This is a genomic window from Pseudomonas sp. A125, from assembly GCF_055409485.1.
Genome location: NZ_JBUZVP010000010.1, coordinates 16,468 through 32,108 on the forward strand (window position 1 = coordinate 16,468; position 15,641 = coordinate 32,108).

At 61.7% G+C, this 15,641-nt stretch carries 16 protein-coding genes; 13 read left to right on the forward strand and 3 right to left on the reverse strand.

Annotated features, from left to right (window positions below):
- Window positions 1–5: 5 nt before the first annotated feature.
- Window positions 6–728: a ribonuclease PH gene (gene rph, locus ACZRN6_RS15265; RefSeq protein ID WP_003213280.1), complete on the reverse strand. Its 723-nt coding sequence runs from the start codon at window positions 726–728 to the stop codon at window positions 6–8.
- A gap of 217 nt (window positions 729–945) precedes the next feature.
- On the opposite strand from rph, the gene ACZRN6_RS15270 reads away from it, so the two are divergent.
- The 7 genes from ACZRN6_RS15270 (at window position 946) to ACZRN6_RS15300 (ending at window position 7,155) form a co-directional block, all read left to right on the forward strand.
- Window positions 946–1,809, forward strand: coding sequence for a YicC/YloC family endoribonuclease (locus ACZRN6_RS15270; protein WP_464008327.1), 864 nt, complete (start codon window positions 946–948; stop codon window positions 1,807–1,809).
- 11 nt (window positions 1,810–1,820) lie between these two features.
- Window positions 1,821–2,441, forward strand: coding sequence for a guanylate kinase (gene gmk / locus ACZRN6_RS15275; RefSeq protein ID WP_010168203.1), 621 nt, complete (start codon window positions 1,821–1,823; stop codon window positions 2,439–2,441).
- Window positions 2,442–2,608: 167 nt separating this feature from the next.
- Window positions 2,609–2,872 (forward strand): DNA-directed RNA polymerase subunit omega, encoded by a 264-nt coding sequence (rpoZ, locus tag ACZRN6_RS15280; RefSeq protein WP_003176920.1) that lies wholly within the window; start codon window positions 2,609–2,611, stop codon window positions 2,870–2,872.
- Window positions 2,873–2,932: 60 nt separating this feature from the next.
- On the forward strand, window positions 2,933–5,038 hold the full coding sequence (gene spoT / locus ACZRN6_RS15285) for a bifunctional GTP diphosphokinase/guanosine-3',5'-bis pyrophosphate 3'-pyrophosphohydrolase (RefSeq protein ID WP_322148406.1): 2,106 nt from the start codon (window positions 2,933–2,935) through the stop codon (window positions 5,036–5,038).
- Between the two features lie 24 nt (window positions 5,039–5,062).
- Window positions 5,063–5,443 carry a RidA family protein gene (locus ACZRN6_RS15290; protein ID WP_003176922.1) on the forward strand — a complete coding sequence of 127 codons (381 nt, stop codon included), beginning with the start codon at window positions 5,063–5,065 and terminating at the stop codon, window positions 5,441–5,443.
- A 62-nt stretch (window positions 5,444–5,505) separates the two neighbouring features.
- On the forward strand, window positions 5,506–6,249 hold the full coding sequence (locus ACZRN6_RS15295; protein ID WP_464008328.1) for a hypothetical protein: 744 nt from the start codon (window positions 5,506–5,508) through the stop codon (window positions 6,247–6,249).
- A 171-nt stretch (window positions 6,250–6,420) separates the two neighbouring features.
- Complete coding sequence (locus ACZRN6_RS15300; RefSeq protein ID WP_464008329.1) at window positions 6,421–7,155, forward strand: hypothetical protein; 735 nt, start codon at window positions 6,421–6,423, stop codon at window positions 7,153–7,155.
- 44 nt (window positions 7,156–7,199) lie between these two features.
- Here the strand turns inward: ACZRN6_RS15300 and ACZRN6_RS15305 are convergent, their stop codons facing one another.
- On the reverse strand, window positions 7,200–8,051 hold the full coding sequence (locus ACZRN6_RS15305; protein ID WP_322148408.1) for an NAD-dependent epimerase/dehydratase family protein: 852 nt from the start codon (window positions 8,049–8,051) through the stop codon (window positions 7,200–7,202).
- Window positions 8,052–8,240: 189 nt separating this feature from the next.
- Here ACZRN6_RS15305 and exbB point away from each other — a divergent pair, with 189 nt between their 5' ends.
- From exbB to ACZRN6_RS15335, 6 genes are all read left to right on the forward strand, one after another.
- Window positions 8,241–9,227 (forward strand): tonB-system energizer ExbB, encoded by a 987-nt coding sequence (gene exbB / locus ACZRN6_RS15310; protein WP_464008330.1) that lies wholly within the window; start codon window positions 8,241–8,243, stop codon window positions 9,225–9,227.
- Window positions 9,228–9,233: 6 nt separating this feature from the next.
- Window positions 9,234–9,659 carry a TonB system transport protein ExbD gene (exbD, locus tag ACZRN6_RS15315; protein ID WP_084381544.1) on the forward strand — a complete coding sequence of 142 codons (426 nt, stop codon included), beginning with the start codon at window positions 9,234–9,236 and terminating at the stop codon, window positions 9,657–9,659.
- Window positions 9,656–10,405 (forward strand): energy transducer TonB family protein, encoded by a 750-nt coding sequence (locus ACZRN6_RS15320; protein WP_322148410.1) that lies wholly within the window; start codon window positions 9,656–9,658, stop codon window positions 10,403–10,405. The genes exbD and ACZRN6_RS15320 overlap by 4 nt, the downstream gene beginning before the upstream one ends.
- 127 nt (window positions 10,406–10,532) lie before the next feature.
- The gene (locus tag ACZRN6_RS15325) at window positions 10,533–11,453 is read left to right on the forward strand and encodes a hydrogen peroxide-inducible genes activator (RefSeq protein ID WP_322148412.1); all 921 of its coding nucleotides are present in this window, start codon (window positions 10,533–10,535) and stop codon (window positions 11,451–11,453) included.
- A gap of 8 nt (window positions 11,454–11,461) precedes the next feature.
- Window positions 11,462–13,537, forward strand: coding sequence for an ATP-dependent DNA helicase RecG (recG, locus tag ACZRN6_RS15330; RefSeq protein ID WP_464008331.1), 2,076 nt, complete (start codon window positions 11,462–11,464; stop codon window positions 13,535–13,537).
- Between the two features lie 78 nt (window positions 13,538–13,615).
- Window positions 13,616–15,016 (forward strand): HDOD domain-containing protein, encoded by a 1,401-nt coding sequence (locus ACZRN6_RS15335; RefSeq protein ID WP_464008332.1) that lies wholly within the window; start codon window positions 13,616–13,618, stop codon window positions 15,014–15,016.
- Window positions 15,017–15,136: 120 nt separating this feature from the next.
- Here ACZRN6_RS15335 and ACZRN6_RS15340 read toward each other — a convergent pair whose 3' ends face one another.
- Complete coding sequence (locus ACZRN6_RS15340) at window positions 15,137–15,517, reverse strand: hypothetical protein (protein ID WP_010168229.1); 381 nt, start codon at window positions 15,515–15,517, stop codon at window positions 15,137–15,139.
- Window positions 15,518–15,641: the final 124 nt, after the last annotated feature.

Below are 15,641 nucleotides of genomic sequence, written 5' to 3' on the forward strand. Positions count from 1 at the left end.
TTGATTCAATCCGCCAATGCGGCGTTCTGCAGTTCGAAGATCTCGGTCATGCCTTTTTGGGCCAGGGCCAGCATGGCGTTCAGATCGGCCGGCTGGAATGGCGCGCCTTCGGCAGTGCCCTGCACTTCGATGAAACCACCGGTGCTGGTCATCACTACGTTCAGGTCGGTCTCGGCAGCCGAATCTTCAAGATAGTCCAGATCCAGCACAGGCTCACCCTGATACATGCCGACCGACACAGCAGCGATCATCTGCTTGAGCGGATCGCCGCCTTTGAGGCCGCCACGCTTCTTGATGACTTTGAGCGCATCGACCAGCGCAACCATGGCGCCGGTGATGGACGCAGTGCGGGTGCCGCCGTCGGCCTGGATCACGTCGCAGTCGACGTACAGGGTCACGTCGCCCAGCTTGGACATGTCCAGCGCGGCGCGCAGGGAGCGGCCGATCAGGCGCTGGATTTCCAGGGTGCGGCCGCCCTGCTTGCCACGGCTGGCCTCACGCTGGTTACGCTCGCCGGTAGCACGCGGCAGCATGCCGTATTCGGCGGTCAACCAACCCTGGCCCTGGCCCTTGAGGAAACGCGGCACGCCGTTTTCGACGCTGACGGTGCAGATAACCTTGGTATCGCCAAACTCGACCAGTACAGATCCCTCGGCGTGTTTGGTGTAGTTGCGGGTGATGCGGATCGAGCGGAGCTGATCGGCAGCGCGACCACTTGGACGTTTCATAGGGGATACCTGTACTGAGGACGAAAAACTGCCGAGCATTATAGAGCCGCCAGCCCTTATCGGCACGGCTAAAAAATCCTGTTACAAACCCGGGCACCGAAGCCACTGTTTGGGGCCACCCGTTCCGTTGAGCTACAATCCTGCGCCTTCGCAGCCTGTCGGCTCCAATCTACCCATCAGCCCGCCCGTTTGCGGGACTGCAACGCGAGGTACCTCCATGGTGCACAGCATGACCGCCTTCGCCCGCGTCGAAAAAGCCGGCGTCCAAGGCACCCTGAGCTGGGAGTTGCGCTCGGTCAACAGCCGCTACCTGGAGCCGCACCTGCGCCTGCCGGAATCGTTTCGCGACCTCGAAGGCGCGGTCCGTGAAGCGCTGCGCCAGAGCATTTCCCGCGGCAAGCTGGAATGCACCCTGCGTTTTACCGAGGAAACCACCGGCAAACCGTTGCAGGTCGATCGCGAGCGCGCAGCCCAATTGGTCGCCGCCGCTGAAACCATTGCAGGCTTAATCAAGCAGCCTGCCGCCATCAACCCGCTGGAAGTCCTGGCCTGGCCCGGCGTGCTGGTGGCCGACGCGACTGACCCGCAAGCGCTGAATGCCGAGGCCATGGCCCTGTTCAACCAGGGATTGAAGGAGCTCAAGGCCGGCCGCGAACGCGAAGGCGCCGAACTGGCCCGCCTGATCAGCGAACGCCTGACCTCCATCGAAGAGGATGTGGTCACCCTGCGCGAACTGGTGCCGCAAATGCTCGCCACCCAGCGCCAGAAGGTCCTGGACCGCTTCGCCGACATGCAGGCCGAACTGGATCCGGTGCGTCTTGAGCAGGAAATGGTCCTGCTGGCACAAAAGAGCGACGTCGCCGAAGAGCTCGACCGCTTGAGCACCCACATCCTGGAAGTGCGCCGCGTGCTCAAGTCGGCCGGCGCCGCCGGTCGGCGTCTGGACTTCCTGATGCAGGAACTCAACCGCGAAGCCAATACACTGGGTTCCAAGGCCTTTGATCCGCGCAGCACGCAGGCTGCGGTCAACCTCAAAGTGTTGATCGAGCAAATGCGCGAACAAGTACAGAATATCGAGTAAGGCACCCTGACATGACCCACAGCACCGGCACCCTCTACATCATTTCCGCCCCATCGGGCGCGGGCAAAAGCAGCCTGGTCAAAGCCCTGACCGACGCTGACGAGCAGATCCGCATCTCGGTGTCCCACACCACCCGCGCCATGCGCCCGGGTGAAGTGAACGGCGTGCACTACCACTTCGTCGAGCGCACCGAGTTCGTCAAGATGATCGAGCACGGGGATTTCCTCGAGCGCGCCGAAGTCTTCGGCAACCTCTACGGCACATCCCAAAGCCACCTGCAGCAGACCCTCGACGAAGGCCACGACCTGATCCTGGAAATCGACTGGCAGGGCGCCGAGCAAGTGCGCCAACTGATGCCCAAGGCCCGCTCGATCTTCATCCTGCCGCCGTCGCTGGAGGCGTTGCACCAGCGCCTGACCAACCGTGGCCAGGACAGCGATGAGATCATCGAAGGCCGCATGCGCGAAGCCGTCAGTGAAATGAGCCACTACGTCGACTACGACTACCTGATCATCAACGACGATTTCGCCCACGCCCTGGACGATTTGAAAGCGATTTTCCGCACCAATCAGCTTCAGCAAAAGCGTCAGCAGCAGCGTTTCGGCAAATTATTGGCCGAACTGCTCGGCTGATTGGCTCTTCCCAAAACCGCTGCAAGGGCTTTACATTGGCACTTGTAGCGCGTTTGCGATGGCCTGCGAAAAATCAGCGCTTCCCTAAACGCTGGTGATTTTTTAAACTGTTCAGTCCGCTCGCCCAACCGGGCAGCGCGCATATTGCATTCGCTCCGAGGAATACCATGGCCCGCGTAACCGTTGAAGACTGCCTAGAACACGTGGATAACCGCTTTGAGCTGGTCATGCTCTCTACCAAGCGTGCCCGTCAACTGGCCACTGGCGGCAAAGAGCCCCTGGTCCAGTGGGAAAACGACAAGCCTACCGTTGTAGCCCTGCGTGAAATCGCTGAAGGCCTGATGAGCTACGAGTTCATCGCAAACGCCGAAATCGTTGAAGACGAACCGCTGTTTGCAGCGTTCGAGGACGAGTCCAACGAGGCCGTCTAAGCCTATGCCTGGTCGACGTAGCACGGCGCGGGGTCACAGCCAACGGCAGGAGTTAATACTTTGCCGAGCATAGACGCCCTCGCCGATCGCTTATCGACCTACCTCGGCCCAGACCAGGTCAACCTGGTCCGCCGAGCGTATTTCTACGCCGAACAAGCCCACGACGGCCAACGCCGGCGCAGTGGCGAGGCGTATGTCACGCATCCTCTTGCCGTGGCAAACATTCTTGCCGACATGCACATGGACCATCAAAGCTTGATGGCCGCGATGCTGCATGACGTGATCGAAGACACCGGCATTGCCAAGGAAGCGCTCAGTGCGCAATTTGGCGAAACCGTGGCCGAACTGGTCGACGGGGTCAGCAAACTGACCCAGATGAACTTCGAGACCAAGGCCGAAGCCCAGGCGGAAAACTTCCAGAAGATGGCCATGGCCATGGCCCGGGACATCCGAGTGATCCTGGTCAAGCTGGCCGACCGGCTGCACAACATGCGCACGCTGGAAGTGCTCTCCGGCGAAAAACGCCGGCGCATCGCCAAGGAAACCCTGGAAATCTACGCGCCCATCGCCAACCGGCTGGGCATGCACGCCATTCGTATCGAGTTCGAAGACCTCGGCTTCAAAGCCATGCACCCGATGCGCTCTGCGCGCATCTACCAGGCAGTGAAACGCGCCCGGGGCAACCGCAAGGAAATCGTCAACAAGATCGAAGAGTCCCTGAGCCACTGCCTGGCGATCGATGAGATCGAGGGCGAAGTCAGCGGCCGGCAGAAACACATCTACGGCATCTACAAGAAGATGCGCGGCAAGCGTCGGGCCTTCAACGAGATCATGGACGTGTACGCGTTCCGGATCATCGTCGACAAGGTCGATACCTGCTACCGCGTGCTGGGCGCTGTACATAATTTGTACAAACCTTTGCCGGGGCGCTTCAAGGACTACATCGCAATTCCCAAGGCCAACGGCTATCAGTCGCTGCATACCACGCTGTTTGGCATGCACGGGGTGCCAATCGAAATCCAGATTCGCACCCGCGAAATGGAAGAGATGGCCAACAACGGCATCGCCGCCCACTGGCTGTACAAATCCAGCGGCGACGAACAGCCAAAAGGCACGCATGCCCGCGCCCGCCAGTGGGTCAAGGGCGTGCTCGAAATGCAGCAACGTGCCGGCAACTCCCTGGAATTTATCGAGAGCGTGAAGATCGACCTGTTCCCGGACGAGGTCTACGTGTTCACGCCCAAAGGCCGAATCATGGAGCTGCCCAAAGGCTCCACCGCGGTCGACTTCGCCTACGCGGTGCACACCGACGTGGGTAACAGCTGCATAGCCTGTCGGATCAATCGTCGACTGGCCCCGCTGTCGGAGCCGCTGCAAAGCGGCTCCACGGTGGAGATCGTCAGCGCACCGGGCGCGCGCCCGAACCCGGCCTGGCTCAACTTCGTGGTCACCGGCAAGGCCCGCACCCACATCCGTCACGCCCTGAAACTGCAACGCCGTTCCGAATCCATCAGCCTGGGCGAACGCCTGCTGAACAAGGTGCTCAACGGCTTCGACAGCTCCCTGGACAAGATCCCGGCCGAGCGCGTGCAGGCGATGCTCCACGAGTACCGCCAGGAACTGATCGAAGATTTGCTTGAAGATATCGGCCTGGGCAATCGCATGGCCTACGTGGTGGCACGCCGCCTGTTGGGCGAAGGCGAACAGTTGCCAAGCCCCGAAGGCCCGCTGGCGATTCGCGGCACCGAAGGGTTGGTACTCAGCTACGCCAAGTGCTGCACGCCGATTCCGGGCGACCCGATTGTGGGCCACCTGTCCGCCGGCAAAGGCATGGTGGTGCACCTGGACAACTGCCGCAATATCAGTGAAATCCGCCACAACCCAGAGAAATGCATCCAGCTTTCGTGGGCCAAGGACGTCACCGGCGAATTCAACGTCGAGCTGCGGGTCGAGCTGGAACACCAGCGCGGCCTGATCGCGTTGCTGGCCAGCAGTGTCAATGCGGCCGACGGCAATATCGAGAAAATCAGCATGGACGAGCGCGATGGTCGCATCAGCGTGGTCCAACTGGTGGTCAGCGTGCACGACCGTGTGCACCTGGCCCGCGTGATCAAGAAACTGCGCGCCTTGACCGGGGTGATCCGCATCACCCGCATGCGCGCCTAGCCCATCCATTACAAGGAGTCATTCATGACCAAGACTGTTATCACCAGCGACAAGGCACCTGCAGCAATCGGTACTTACTCCCAGGCGATCAAGGCGGGCAATACCGTCTACATGTCCGGCCAGATTCCACTGGACCCAAAGACCATGGAGCTGGTTGAAGGCTTTGAAGCACAAACCGTCCAGGTCTTCGAAAACCTGAAGTCGGTTGCCGAGGCCGCAGGCGGTTCGTTCAAGGACATCGTCAAGCTGAACATCTTCCTCACCGACCTGAGCCATTTCGCCAAGGTCAACGAGATCATGGGCAAGTACTTCGAACAGCCATACCCAGCCCGCGCCGCCATCGGCGTTGCCGCCCTGCCAAAGGGTGCGCAGGTTGAGATGGACGCCATTCTGGTCATCGAGTAAAACATCCGGCGCAGCACTTCCATGGGAAGGCTGCGCCGAATTGGTTTTGGAAGGATTTCGTAATGCGCAAAGCGCTCGTTGCCTCTTCGTTGCTCGCCCTGCTGCTCGGCGGCTGCGCCAGCAATCCCGCCGACCTGGATGTGAGCGGCACCTGGATCAACCAGGCAGCCATCGATGCGGCAGCCAAGGGCGGCCCTTTGCGTGAAGCCCTGCAGAGCTATGGTCCGAACCTCGAATGGGAGGTGAACACCAAAGCGTCCCAGGCGCGCTACTACAACGGTTTTGAAGTCGCTGAAGGCAAGCTGCTGGGTGAAAAATCCGGCGCCTGGAGCGTCGATTTCTACGGCAGCTCCGCCACCGAACTCAAGCGTAAAGGCAAACTACTGCTGCAAGGGGCCAATGATAACGAGCCCGAGCAACTGTTCGCCCGTGCCAAGGACCCTGCCCCCGAAGGCGCGCCACTGGGTGCCAACTTCGAACGCACCCTGTACGCCGCCTATATGGGCGGCACCTGGAAAATCAGCAGCGGCAATGGCGAAGGCGCCACCGTGCAGTTCCAGGCCAATGGCCAGGTGAGCGGACTGCCGGGCGCCGATCAGTACTCGCTGTGCCTGGCAGGTGATTGCGCGTCCATGAGCGGCGGCTACGACAGCATCTGGCTGCAACTGAACGGCCAGGGCAACCCGTGGATCTTTGCGCGCAAGGGCAAGCAACTGGAGATCTTCCAGGCGATCAATACCGCCCAGGCCGACGAGGTGCCCTCGTTTACCCCGGGGCCGCGGCAGTGGTTGCTCGAAAAACAGTGATACAGAACAAAGGAGCCAAGGGCTCCTGCTTTCTGTAGGAGCGAGCTTGCTCGCGAAGGACGTCAACGATAACGCTGGCATCCTGAGTTAACGCGGTGCCTGTGCGTTTTTCGCGCGCAAGTTCGCTCCTACATTGAGTCTCATGGTTTCTACCGTCCAGGGATTGCCCCCGTGCGCAAATTACTTGTCCTTAGCCTGATCCTTCTGGCCGGCTGCACCCATACACCGCAAACAACCGACATCAGCGGGCTATGGATCAACCAGGCAGCCATCGATTCGGCCGCCCAAGGCAGGCCATTGCTGCGAGCCATTGATGCCCACGGCATGAACCTGGAATGGAACATCGACACCCGCAGCGCCAAGGCACAATTCAGCAACGCGTTCGAGCTGGGCGAAGGTCAATTGCTGCAAAAAGCGCCGGGTATATGGACCGTCGACTACAACGGCCATGGCACCGACGAGCTGCAATTGGATGGCCAACAACTGATCCAGCAGACCACAAAAAATTATGCAGCCCAACGCTTCGCTCGCCCTGCCCAACCCGCCGTTGCGGGCGCAAAGTGGGGTAGCACGTTCAGACAGGCACTTAACTCAGCCTATATGGGCGGCCAGTGGAAAATCATTGAAGGCCAGGGCACCGGCAGCATCGTAGTGTTCAACGCTGCTGGCGGCGTGTCGGGGCTGGGGCAAAATGATCGATACGAGCTGTGCCTGGGAGGCGATTGCGCCACGCAAGGGGCAGGCAATGACACCCTCTATCTGGGCAAGGGCGATGTCGGAGACGGATGGATTTTCGTCCGTTATGGCCGGCAGCTGGAGATTTTGAAGGCGATCAACCTGTCCCAGCCCGACGAAATCCCCCAGCTCACGCCCGGCCCACGCCAATGGTTGCTGGAAAAACAGTGACGCAAAAAAAGGAGCCCCAGGGTTCCTTTTTAATTCAGGCGCAATTAACCGCCGAGGATCGCCGCATACCCATCGCGATAACTTGGATACGTGGGTACCCAGCCCAACGCCTTGGCCCGGGCATTGCTGCAACGCTTGCTGCCGGCCCTTCGGACACTGGCGTCTGCTGCCCATTCGGTCACACCGAGGTACTCGCGTAACCAGTCCACCACCTCGGCCAGCGGCGCCGGCGCATCGTCGACGCCGATGTAGCATTTATCCAGCGCACCACCCTTCTCTGCATGCAGCAACAGAAAGGCCAGCAAGCCAGCAGCATCATCGGCGTGAATCCGGTTGCCATACAGAGGCGGCTCAATCGCCACGCGATATCCCTCACGCACTTGGGTTGACAGCCGCTCACGACCTGGACCGTAAATACCGGTGAGGCGCACGACGCTGGCAGGAATGCCGCTATTCAACGCCACTTGCTCGGCTTCCAGCATCACTTGCCCGGAATAACCGCCGGCCTGGGTCTCGGAGCTTTCGTCGACCCACTCACCGTTCTGCTGCCCATACACACTGCTGCTGGATACGAACAGCAAGTGCTTAGGCTCCTGGCCGTAGTCGTTCAACCACTCCAGCACATGCTGCAACCCTTGCACGTAGGCGGCGCGATAGCCGGCCTCGTCGTGATCGGTGGCCGCCGCGCAATACACCAGGTAGTCCACCCCGCCCACGGGCCAGGTGTCGGGGCAGTCTTCATTGAACAGGTCGCCGGCAATCCCGATGACGCCTTCGGGAAGGCGCGAGATATCCCGCCGCAGGCCATGAACCTCCCAGCCCTGGGCCAGCAATTGGGTGGCCAGACGGCTACCGACATCGCCGCAACCGGCAATCACCACAGAAGGCGCAGACATCACAAAACTCCGTTCTTAAAGGTCAAGGTTAGCCCCCACAGATGACCAGCGGCCAGCAAAACAACAAATAAAGTATCCGTATTGCTTCTGTTAACAAGAATTACTTGCAATAATAACCACCCTTTTGTCCTCGACTCGTTAGTGTCTGGAAGGACAACCACTCATTTTTTTCCCTCAGGTCCGGCCAGCATGACACGCAATAAATTCCCCGCTTCGCCAACCAAGCCTCACAGCCCATCCCGCGCCTGGCGTGCGATAGCTGCAGTGCTGTTCAGCGTTCTGCTGGCACCGACCGCCGCGTTCGCCGACAACACCGCACCGGCTAACCCGCCTGCTGCGACCGCGCCAGCCCACGAGCAAAATGCTGCTGCGCCTGCCGCCGCACCCGCCGCCGCCGACCCGGCCCTGGCTGCTGAAGGCGCACCGGCCGACGACTCCGGCGTCGTGCTGGAAGAAGACAACAGCCTGGGCATGGCCCACGACCTGTCGCCCTGGGGCATGTACCAGAACGCTGACATCATCGTGAAGATCGTGATGATCGGCCTGGCCATTGCCTCGATCATCACCTGGACCATCTGGATCGCCAAGGGCTTTGAGCTGCTGGGCGCCAAGCGTCGCCTGCGCACTGAAATCGTCCACCTGAAAAAAGCCACCACCCTTAAAGAAGCCAGCGAAAGCGCGGCCAAGAAGGGCACCCTGGCACACCTGCTGGTCCACGACGCACTCGAAGAAATGCGCCTGTCGGCCAACAGCCGTGAAAAAGAAGGCATCAAGGAACGCGTCAGCTTCCGTCTCGAGCGCCTGGTTGCCGCCTGCGGCCGTAACATGAGCAACGGCACCGGCGTGCTGGCGACCATCGGTTCCACCGCGCCCTTCGTCGGCCTGTTCGGTACCGTGTGGGGCATCATGAACAGCTTCATCGGCATCGCCAAAACCCAGACCACCAACCTCGCCGTCGTAGCGCCCGGCATCGCCGAAGCCCTGCTGGCAACAGCCCTGGGCCTGGTTGCCGCGATTCCTGCGGTGGTCATCTACAACGTCTTCGCCCGTTCGATTGCCGGCTACAAGGCCCAGGTGTCGGACGCTTCGGCAGAAGTCCTGTTGCTGGTCAGCCGTGACCTCGATCACCAGCCTACCGAGCGCAGCTCGCAACCGCATATGGTGAAAGTGGGGTAATCGGCCATGGGCCTGCATTTGAATCAAGGCGACGACGAGCTCGTCGAGAACCACGAAATCAACGTCACGCCATTTATCGACGTGATGCTGGTGCTGCTGATCATCTTCATGGTGGCAGCACCACTGGCCACCGTGGACATCAAGGTCGACCTTCCCGCCTCCAGCGCGAAACCTGCGCCGCGGCCAGAGAAACCGGTGTTCCTCAGCGTCAAGGCGGACCAGCGTCTGTTCCTGGGCGAAGAAGAAGTGAAATCCGAAACCCTGGGCGCGGTGCTCGACGCCAAGACCCAGGGCAAGAAGGACACGACGATCTTCTTCCAGGCCGACAAGGGCGTGGACTACGGCGACCTGATGAGCGTGATGGATGCCCTGCGGGCAGCCGGCTACCTCAAGGTAGGCCTGGTCGGACTTGAGACGGCAGCCAAGAAATGATCACGACGCGCCACAAACTGACGCGTTATGGCACCAGCCTCGCCGTCGTGCTGGGCGTCCACGCCGTCGCGATCATCATCGCGCTCCAGTGGTCGGCGCCACATATGGTCCAACTGCCACCGGCGGCCATGGTCATCGACCTGGCACCGATGCCGGCGCCACCACCTCCGGCCCCGCCGAAGGTGATCACGCCGCCACAGCCGCCCGCGCCGGTGGAAGAACTGCCATTGCCGAAGCTGGCCGAAGCACCGAAGCCGACGATCCAGGTGCCCAAGCCGGTCAAGCCCAAGCCAAAACCGCAGCCGCCCAAGCCTGTGGAGAAGAAGCCCGACCCGCCCAAGGAAAAACCTTCCGAAGAGCCGCCGAGCGAAACTGCGCAGAACAACGCACCGACGGAAAAATCCGCACAGCCACAACCCGGTCCTTCACCGCAGCAGATCGCGGCCAAGGCCACCTGGGAAAGTACCCTGCTGGGTCACCTGCAGAAGTACAAGAAGTACCCACCGGGCGCCCAGGCGCGTGGCAAGGAAGGCCTGAACCGCCTGCGCTTCGTGGTGGATGCCGATGGCAACGTGCTGTCCTACGAGCTGGTGGGCCGTTCCGGCAACGCCGACCTGGACCGCGCCACCCTCGACATGATCCGCCGTGCCCAGCCGCTGCCCAAGCCACCGGCCGACATGTTGAAAGGCGGCAGCATCGAGATCGTTGCGCCGTTCGTTTACAACATCGAGAAGCGCCGTCGCTGACAACAACGCGGGGTATCTGATGCCCCGCGGTGTTATTACGATCTTCGCGAGCAAGCTCGCTCCTACATAACGTGCGTCTATCGATTGCAGCCGGTATGCTTGGCCCGCAACCTCATGGACGCCCGCTATGACTCTTACAGAATTACGCTACATCGTTACCCTCGCCCAAGAGCAGCACTTCGGCCACGCGGCCGAGCGTTGCCACGTCAGCCAGCCGACGCTGTCGGTGGGTGTGAAGAAGCTTGAAGACGAACTCGGTGTGCTGATTTTCGAGCGCAGCAAAAGCGCCGTGCGCCTCACGCCCGTTGGCGAAGGCATCGTCGCCCAGGCCCAGAAGGTTCTGGAACAGGCCCAAAGCATTCGCGAATTGGCCCAGGCGGGTAAAAACCAACTGACCGCCCCGCTGAAAGTCGGCGCCATCTACACCGTCGGCCCGTACCTGTTCCCGCACTTGATTCCGCAACTGCACCGCGTCGCGCCGCAGATGCCGCTGTATATCGAAGAGAACTTTACCCACGTGCTGCGCGACAAACTGCGCAACGGCGAGCTGGACGCGATCATCATCGCGCTGCCGTTCCACGAGGCAGACGTGCTGACCCTGCCGCTCTACGATGAGCCGTTCTACGTGCTGATGCCGGCGTCCCACCCGTGGACGCAGAAAGACACCATCGACGCGGCGCTGCTCAACGACAAGAGCCTGCTGTTGCTGGGCGAAGGCCACTGCTTCCGCGACCAGGTACTGGAAGCCTGCCCGACCCTGACCAAGGGCAACGACGGCGCCAAGCACACCACGGTGGAATCCAGCTCCCTGGAAACCATTCGCCATATGGTTGCGTCCGGCCTGGGCATTTCGATCCTGCCGCTGTCGGCGGTCGACAGCCATCACTACGCCCCCGGCGTGATCGCCGTGCGCCCACTGACGCCACCGGTGCCGTTCCGTACAGTGGCGATTGCCTGGCGCGCCAGCTTCCCGCGGCCCAAAGCGATTGAAATCCTCGCCGACTCGATCCGCCTGTGTTCGGTGGCCAAGCCGCCGGCTGCGAGCTAAGTAAAGGTATGACTGAGCTGTCGCAGGTGTCGGTGACCGCACTCAAGGGTGTCGGGGAAGCCATGGCCGAGAAGCTGGCCAAGGTCGGCCTGGAAAACCTCCAGGACGTGCTGTTCCACCTGCCCTTGCGTTACCAGGACCGCACCCGCGTGGTGCCCATTGGCCAGTTGCGTCCCGGGCAGGACGCCGTGGTTGAAGGCACCGTCAGCGGCGCCGACGTGGTGATGGGCAAGCGCCGCAGTTTGGTGGTGCGCCTGCAAGACGGCACCGGCGGCCTGAGCCTGCGCTTCTATCATTTCAGCAACGCGCAGAAGGACGGCCTCAAGCGGGGCACCCGCGTGCGCTGCTACGGTGAAGCCCGGCCCGGCGCTTCGGGGCTGGAAATCTACCACCCGGAATACCGCGCCATTACCGGCGACGAACCACCGCCGGTAGACACCACCCTCACACCGATCTACCCGCTCACCGAAGGCCTGACTCAACAGCGCTTGCGCCAGTTGTGCATGCAAACCCTGACGATGCTCGGGCCTAAAAGCCTGCCCGACTGGCTGCCCCAGGAACTGGCGCGCGACTACCAGCTGGCACCGCTGGATGATGCGATTCGCTACCTGCATCACCCACCCGCCGACGCCGACGTCGACGAACTGGCTCTTGGGCATCACTGGGCCCAGCATCGCCTGGCGTTCGAAGAGCTGCTGACACACCAACTGTCCCAGCAACGCCTGCGCGAGAGCATGCGCTCACTGCGTGCGCCGGCGATGCCCAAGGCGACGCGCCTGCCCGCGCAATACCTGGCCAACCTGGGGTTTGCACCCACCGGCGCCCAGCACCGGGTCGGCAATGAAATCGCCTACGACCTGAGCCAGAAAGAACCGATGCTGCGGCTGATTCAGGGTGACGTGGGCGCGGGTAAAACCGTGGTCGCCGCCCTTGCCGCACTGCAAGCGCTGGAAGCCGGCTATCAAGTCGCACTGATGGCGCCCACCGAAATTCTGGCCGAGCAGCACTTCATCACCTTCAAGCGCTGGCTCGAACCGCTGGGCCTGGAAGTCGCGTGGTTGGCCGGTAAGCTCAAGGGCAAGAACCGCGTATCCGCTCTGGAGCAAATCGCCGCCGGCGCTCCAATGGTGGTGGGCACCCATGCGCTGTTCCAGGACGAAGTGAAATTCAAGAACCTGGCGCTGGTGATCATCGACGAACAGCACCGCTTCGGTGTGCAGCAGCGCCTGGCCCTGCGCCAGAAAGGCGTGGGCGGCCGCATGAGCCCGCACCAGTTGATCATGACCGCCACACCGATCCCGCGCACCCTGGCCATGAGTGCCTACGCCGACCTCGACACCTCGATCCTCGACGAATTGCCACCGGGCCGGACGCCGGTCAATACCGTGCTGGTTACCGACACCCGCCGGGTCGAAGTGATCGAACGCGTGCGTGGCGCCTGCGCCGAAGGCCGTCAGGCGTATTGGGTATGCACGCTGATCGAAGAATCCGAAGAGCTGACCTGCCAGGCCGCCGAAACCACCTATGAAGACCTCACCAGCGCTTTGGGTGAGCTCAAGGTCGGGCTGATCCACGGGCGCATGAAGCCGGTGGAAAAAGCTGCGGTAATGGCCGAGTTCAAGGCCGGCAACCTGCAATTGCTGGTGGCGACCACGGTGATCGAAGTCGGCGTCGACGTGCCCAATGCCAGCCTGATGATCATCGAGAACCCCGAGCGCCTGGGCCTGGCACAGTTGCACCAGCTGCGCGGCCGCGTAGGCCGGGGCAGCGCCGCCAGCCACTGCGTGTTGCTGTACCACCCGCCACTGTCGCAGATCGGCCGCCAGCGCCTGGGCATCATGCGCGAGACCAACGACGGTTTCGTGATTGCCGAAAAAGACCTCGAACTGCGCGGCCCCGGCGAAATGCTTGGCACCCGCCAGACCGGCCTGCTGCAATTCAAGGTCGCCGACCTGATGCGCGACGCCGACCTGCTGCCCGCCGTGCGCGATGCGGCCCAGGCGTTGATCGAACGCTGGCCGGAACATGTGAGCCCGTTGCTCGATCGCTGGCTCCGACATGGGCAGCAATACGGCCAAGTGTGACGGCTGACTCACTTAGACAACCCTCCCGTGTATCAAGCTGGTTATACTCCAATGACTGTAGGAAATTGGATTCAGGCCATGTCAGAAGTTGCCCTCGCCACAGCTCCGCCGACCGCCCCCTCGGTGATTCGGACGCTGCTTGCAAAGCTCGCCATCAGCTACACGGAAGTTGCCGAACGCCCTGGCCTGAACCCGGCACAAAAGGTTCAGGCGGTGTTGCTCGACGATGCCGTGGGTGCGCTCATGGTGATGTTCCCGCAGAACCAACTGCTGGACCTCAACCGCCTGGCCGAACTCACCGGCCGGCGCCTTACGGCCGTGTCGCCCGAGCGCCTCGAGCGCATGCTCGGCAAGCACAGCCTGAGCCTGTTGCCTGGCCTGCCGCCGCTGACCAGCTCCCCGTGCCTTTATGAAGAAAGCCTGCTGCGTGAACCCACCGTACTGGTTCACTCCGGCGAAGCCGGGCTGCTGCTGGAGATTTCCAGGGACGCCTTCAAGAGCATGCTGACCAAGGCCAGCGCCGCGCATTTTGGCGAGCCGCTGAGCAGCATCCGGCCGAACCTGGACCGCCCCAACGACGACCGCGAGGAAATCACCCAGGCGATGCAGGCGTTCACCGCCCGGCGTATCCAACAGCGCCTGGAAGCGACCATCGAGATTCCACCGCTGGCCGATACCACGCAAAAAATTATCAAGCTGCGGGTCGACCCCAACGCCACCATCGACGACATCACCGGCGTGGTCGAAACCGACCCGGCCCTGGCCGCTCAAGTGGTGAGCTGGGCGGCATCGCCCTACTACGCCTCGCCGGGCAAGATTCGCTCGGTGGAAGACGCCATCGTCCGCGTGCTGGGCTTTGACCTGGTGATTAACCTCGCGCTGGGCCTGGCCCTGGGCAAGACCTTGAGCCTGCCCAAGGACCACCCGCAACAGGCCACGCCGTACTGGCATCAGTCGATCTATACCGCTGCCGTGATCGAAGGCCTGACTCGCGCCATGCCCCGCGCCCAACGCCCGGAAGCCGGCCTGACGTACCTGGCCGGCCTGCTGCACAACTTCGGCTACCTGTTGCTGGCCCACGTGTTCCCGCCGCATTTCTCGCTGATCTGCCGGCACCTGGAGGTCAACCCGCACCTGTGCCACAGCTACATCGAGCAGCACCTGCTGGGCATCAGCCGCGAGCAGATTGGTGCGTGGTTGATGCGTTATTGGGACATGCCGGACGAACTGTCGACGGCCCTGCGCTTCCAGCACGACCCGACGTATGACGGGCAATATGCCGAATACCCGAACCTGGTGTGCCTCGCCGTGCGCTTGCTGCGCAGCCGCGGCATCGGCTCCGGGCCGGATGAAGACATCCCGGACGAACTGCTTGAGCGCCTGGGCCTGACCCGGGACAAAGCGGAGGATGTGGTGGCTAAAGTGCTGGATGCGGAAACGTTGTTGCGCGAATTGGCGTCGCAGTTCAGCCAGGGATAAATCTGGCGCCTGTGATACCGCTATCGCAGGCAAGCCAGCTCCCACTTTTGACCGAGTTCCAGCGGTAGAAACCCGGTCAAAAGTGGGAGCTGGCTTGCCTGCGATGAATTCAACTCGGCCTTAAGCCTTCGGCTTTTTCTTCGGCTTCAAATACTTGGTCAACCCCTGGAACCAGATCACCAGCGCCGGGTTGCCCTTGATCTGGATCGACTTGTCCTGAATCCCCGTCATGAACGCCAGTTGCTTGTTCTTCGCCTGCATCGTGGCGAAGCCGTAGGCGGCGTCTTTAAAGGCGATCGCAAACGCAGGTGCGGGATGTACACCCGAACGACTGGTGATGCGCTGGTCTTTGACGATGAAGTGACGGGCAACCTTGCCGTCGAGCGTCTGCAGTTGGAACGCCAGGTCCTTGTCACCCAACTGCTGCTGGAACGCAGGGTTGGTGCGGCTGGCTTTGCCCATCAACAGGCCAAGCATCCAGAGAAGAAAACGAAATTTCATGCACACGGCCTCAGTGTATTTATTGGTGGCCGCAGCAGTTTAACGATTTGTACCCAGAACGCCACCGATCTGACGTATTGGGAGAAGATCGATGGTTTTTTAGCACTTATCGCGACAACCTGAC

What these genes read in the sequence shown, in the direction of transcription:
- ACZRN6_RS15305 (WP_322148408.1), bottom strand. Translation starts at nt 8,051, where the DNA reads ATGTCTGCGCCTTCTGTGGTGATTGCCGGTTGCGGCGATGTCGGTAGC.
- ACZRN6_RS15270 (WP_464008327.1), top strand. Translation starts at nt 946, where the DNA reads ATGGTGCACAGCATGACCGCCTTCGCCCGCGTCGAAAAAGCCGGCGTC.
- ACZRN6_RS15320 (WP_322148410.1), top strand. Translation starts at nt 9,656, where the DNA reads ATGATCACGACGCGCCACAAACTGACGCGTTATGGCACCAGCCTCGCC.
- ACZRN6_RS15295 (WP_464008328.1), top strand. Translation starts at nt 5,506, where the DNA reads ATGCGCAAAGCGCTCGTTGCCTCTTCGTTGCTCGCCCTGCTGCTCGGC.
- gmk (WP_010168203.1), top strand. Translation starts at nt 1,821, where the DNA reads ATGACCCACAGCACCGGCACCCTCTACATCATTTCCGCCCCATCGGGC.
- ACZRN6_RS15325 (WP_322148412.1), top strand. Translation starts at nt 10,533, where the DNA reads ATGACTCTTACAGAATTACGCTACATCGTTACCCTCGCCCAAGAGCAG.
- recG (WP_464008331.1), top strand. Translation starts at nt 11,462, where the DNA reads ATGACTGAGCTGTCGCAGGTGTCGGTGACCGCACTCAAGGGTGTCGGG.
- ACZRN6_RS15290 (WP_003176922.1), top strand. Translation starts at nt 5,063, where the DNA reads ATGACCAAGACTGTTATCACCAGCGACAAGGCACCTGCAGCAATCGGT.
- exbB (WP_464008330.1), top strand. Translation starts at nt 8,241, where the DNA reads ATGACACGCAATAAATTCCCCGCTTCGCCAACCAAGCCTCACAGCCCA.
- rph (WP_003213280.1), bottom strand. Translation starts at nt 728, where the DNA reads ATGAAACGTCCAAGTGGTCGCGCTGCCGATCAGCTCCGCTCGATCCGC.
- rpoZ (WP_003176920.1), top strand. Translation starts at nt 2,609, where the DNA reads ATGGCCCGCGTAACCGTTGAAGACTGCCTAGAACACGTGGATAACCGC.
- ACZRN6_RS15340 (WP_010168229.1), bottom strand. Translation starts at nt 15,517, where the DNA reads ATGAAATTTCGTTTTCTTCTCTGGATGCTTGGCCTGTTGATGGGCAAA.
- ACZRN6_RS15335 (WP_464008332.1), top strand. Translation starts at nt 13,616, where the DNA reads ATGTCAGAAGTTGCCCTCGCCACAGCTCCGCCGACCGCCCCCTCGGTG.
- exbD (WP_084381544.1), top strand. Translation starts at nt 9,234, where the DNA reads ATGGGCCTGCATTTGAATCAAGGCGACGACGAGCTCGTCGAGAACCAC.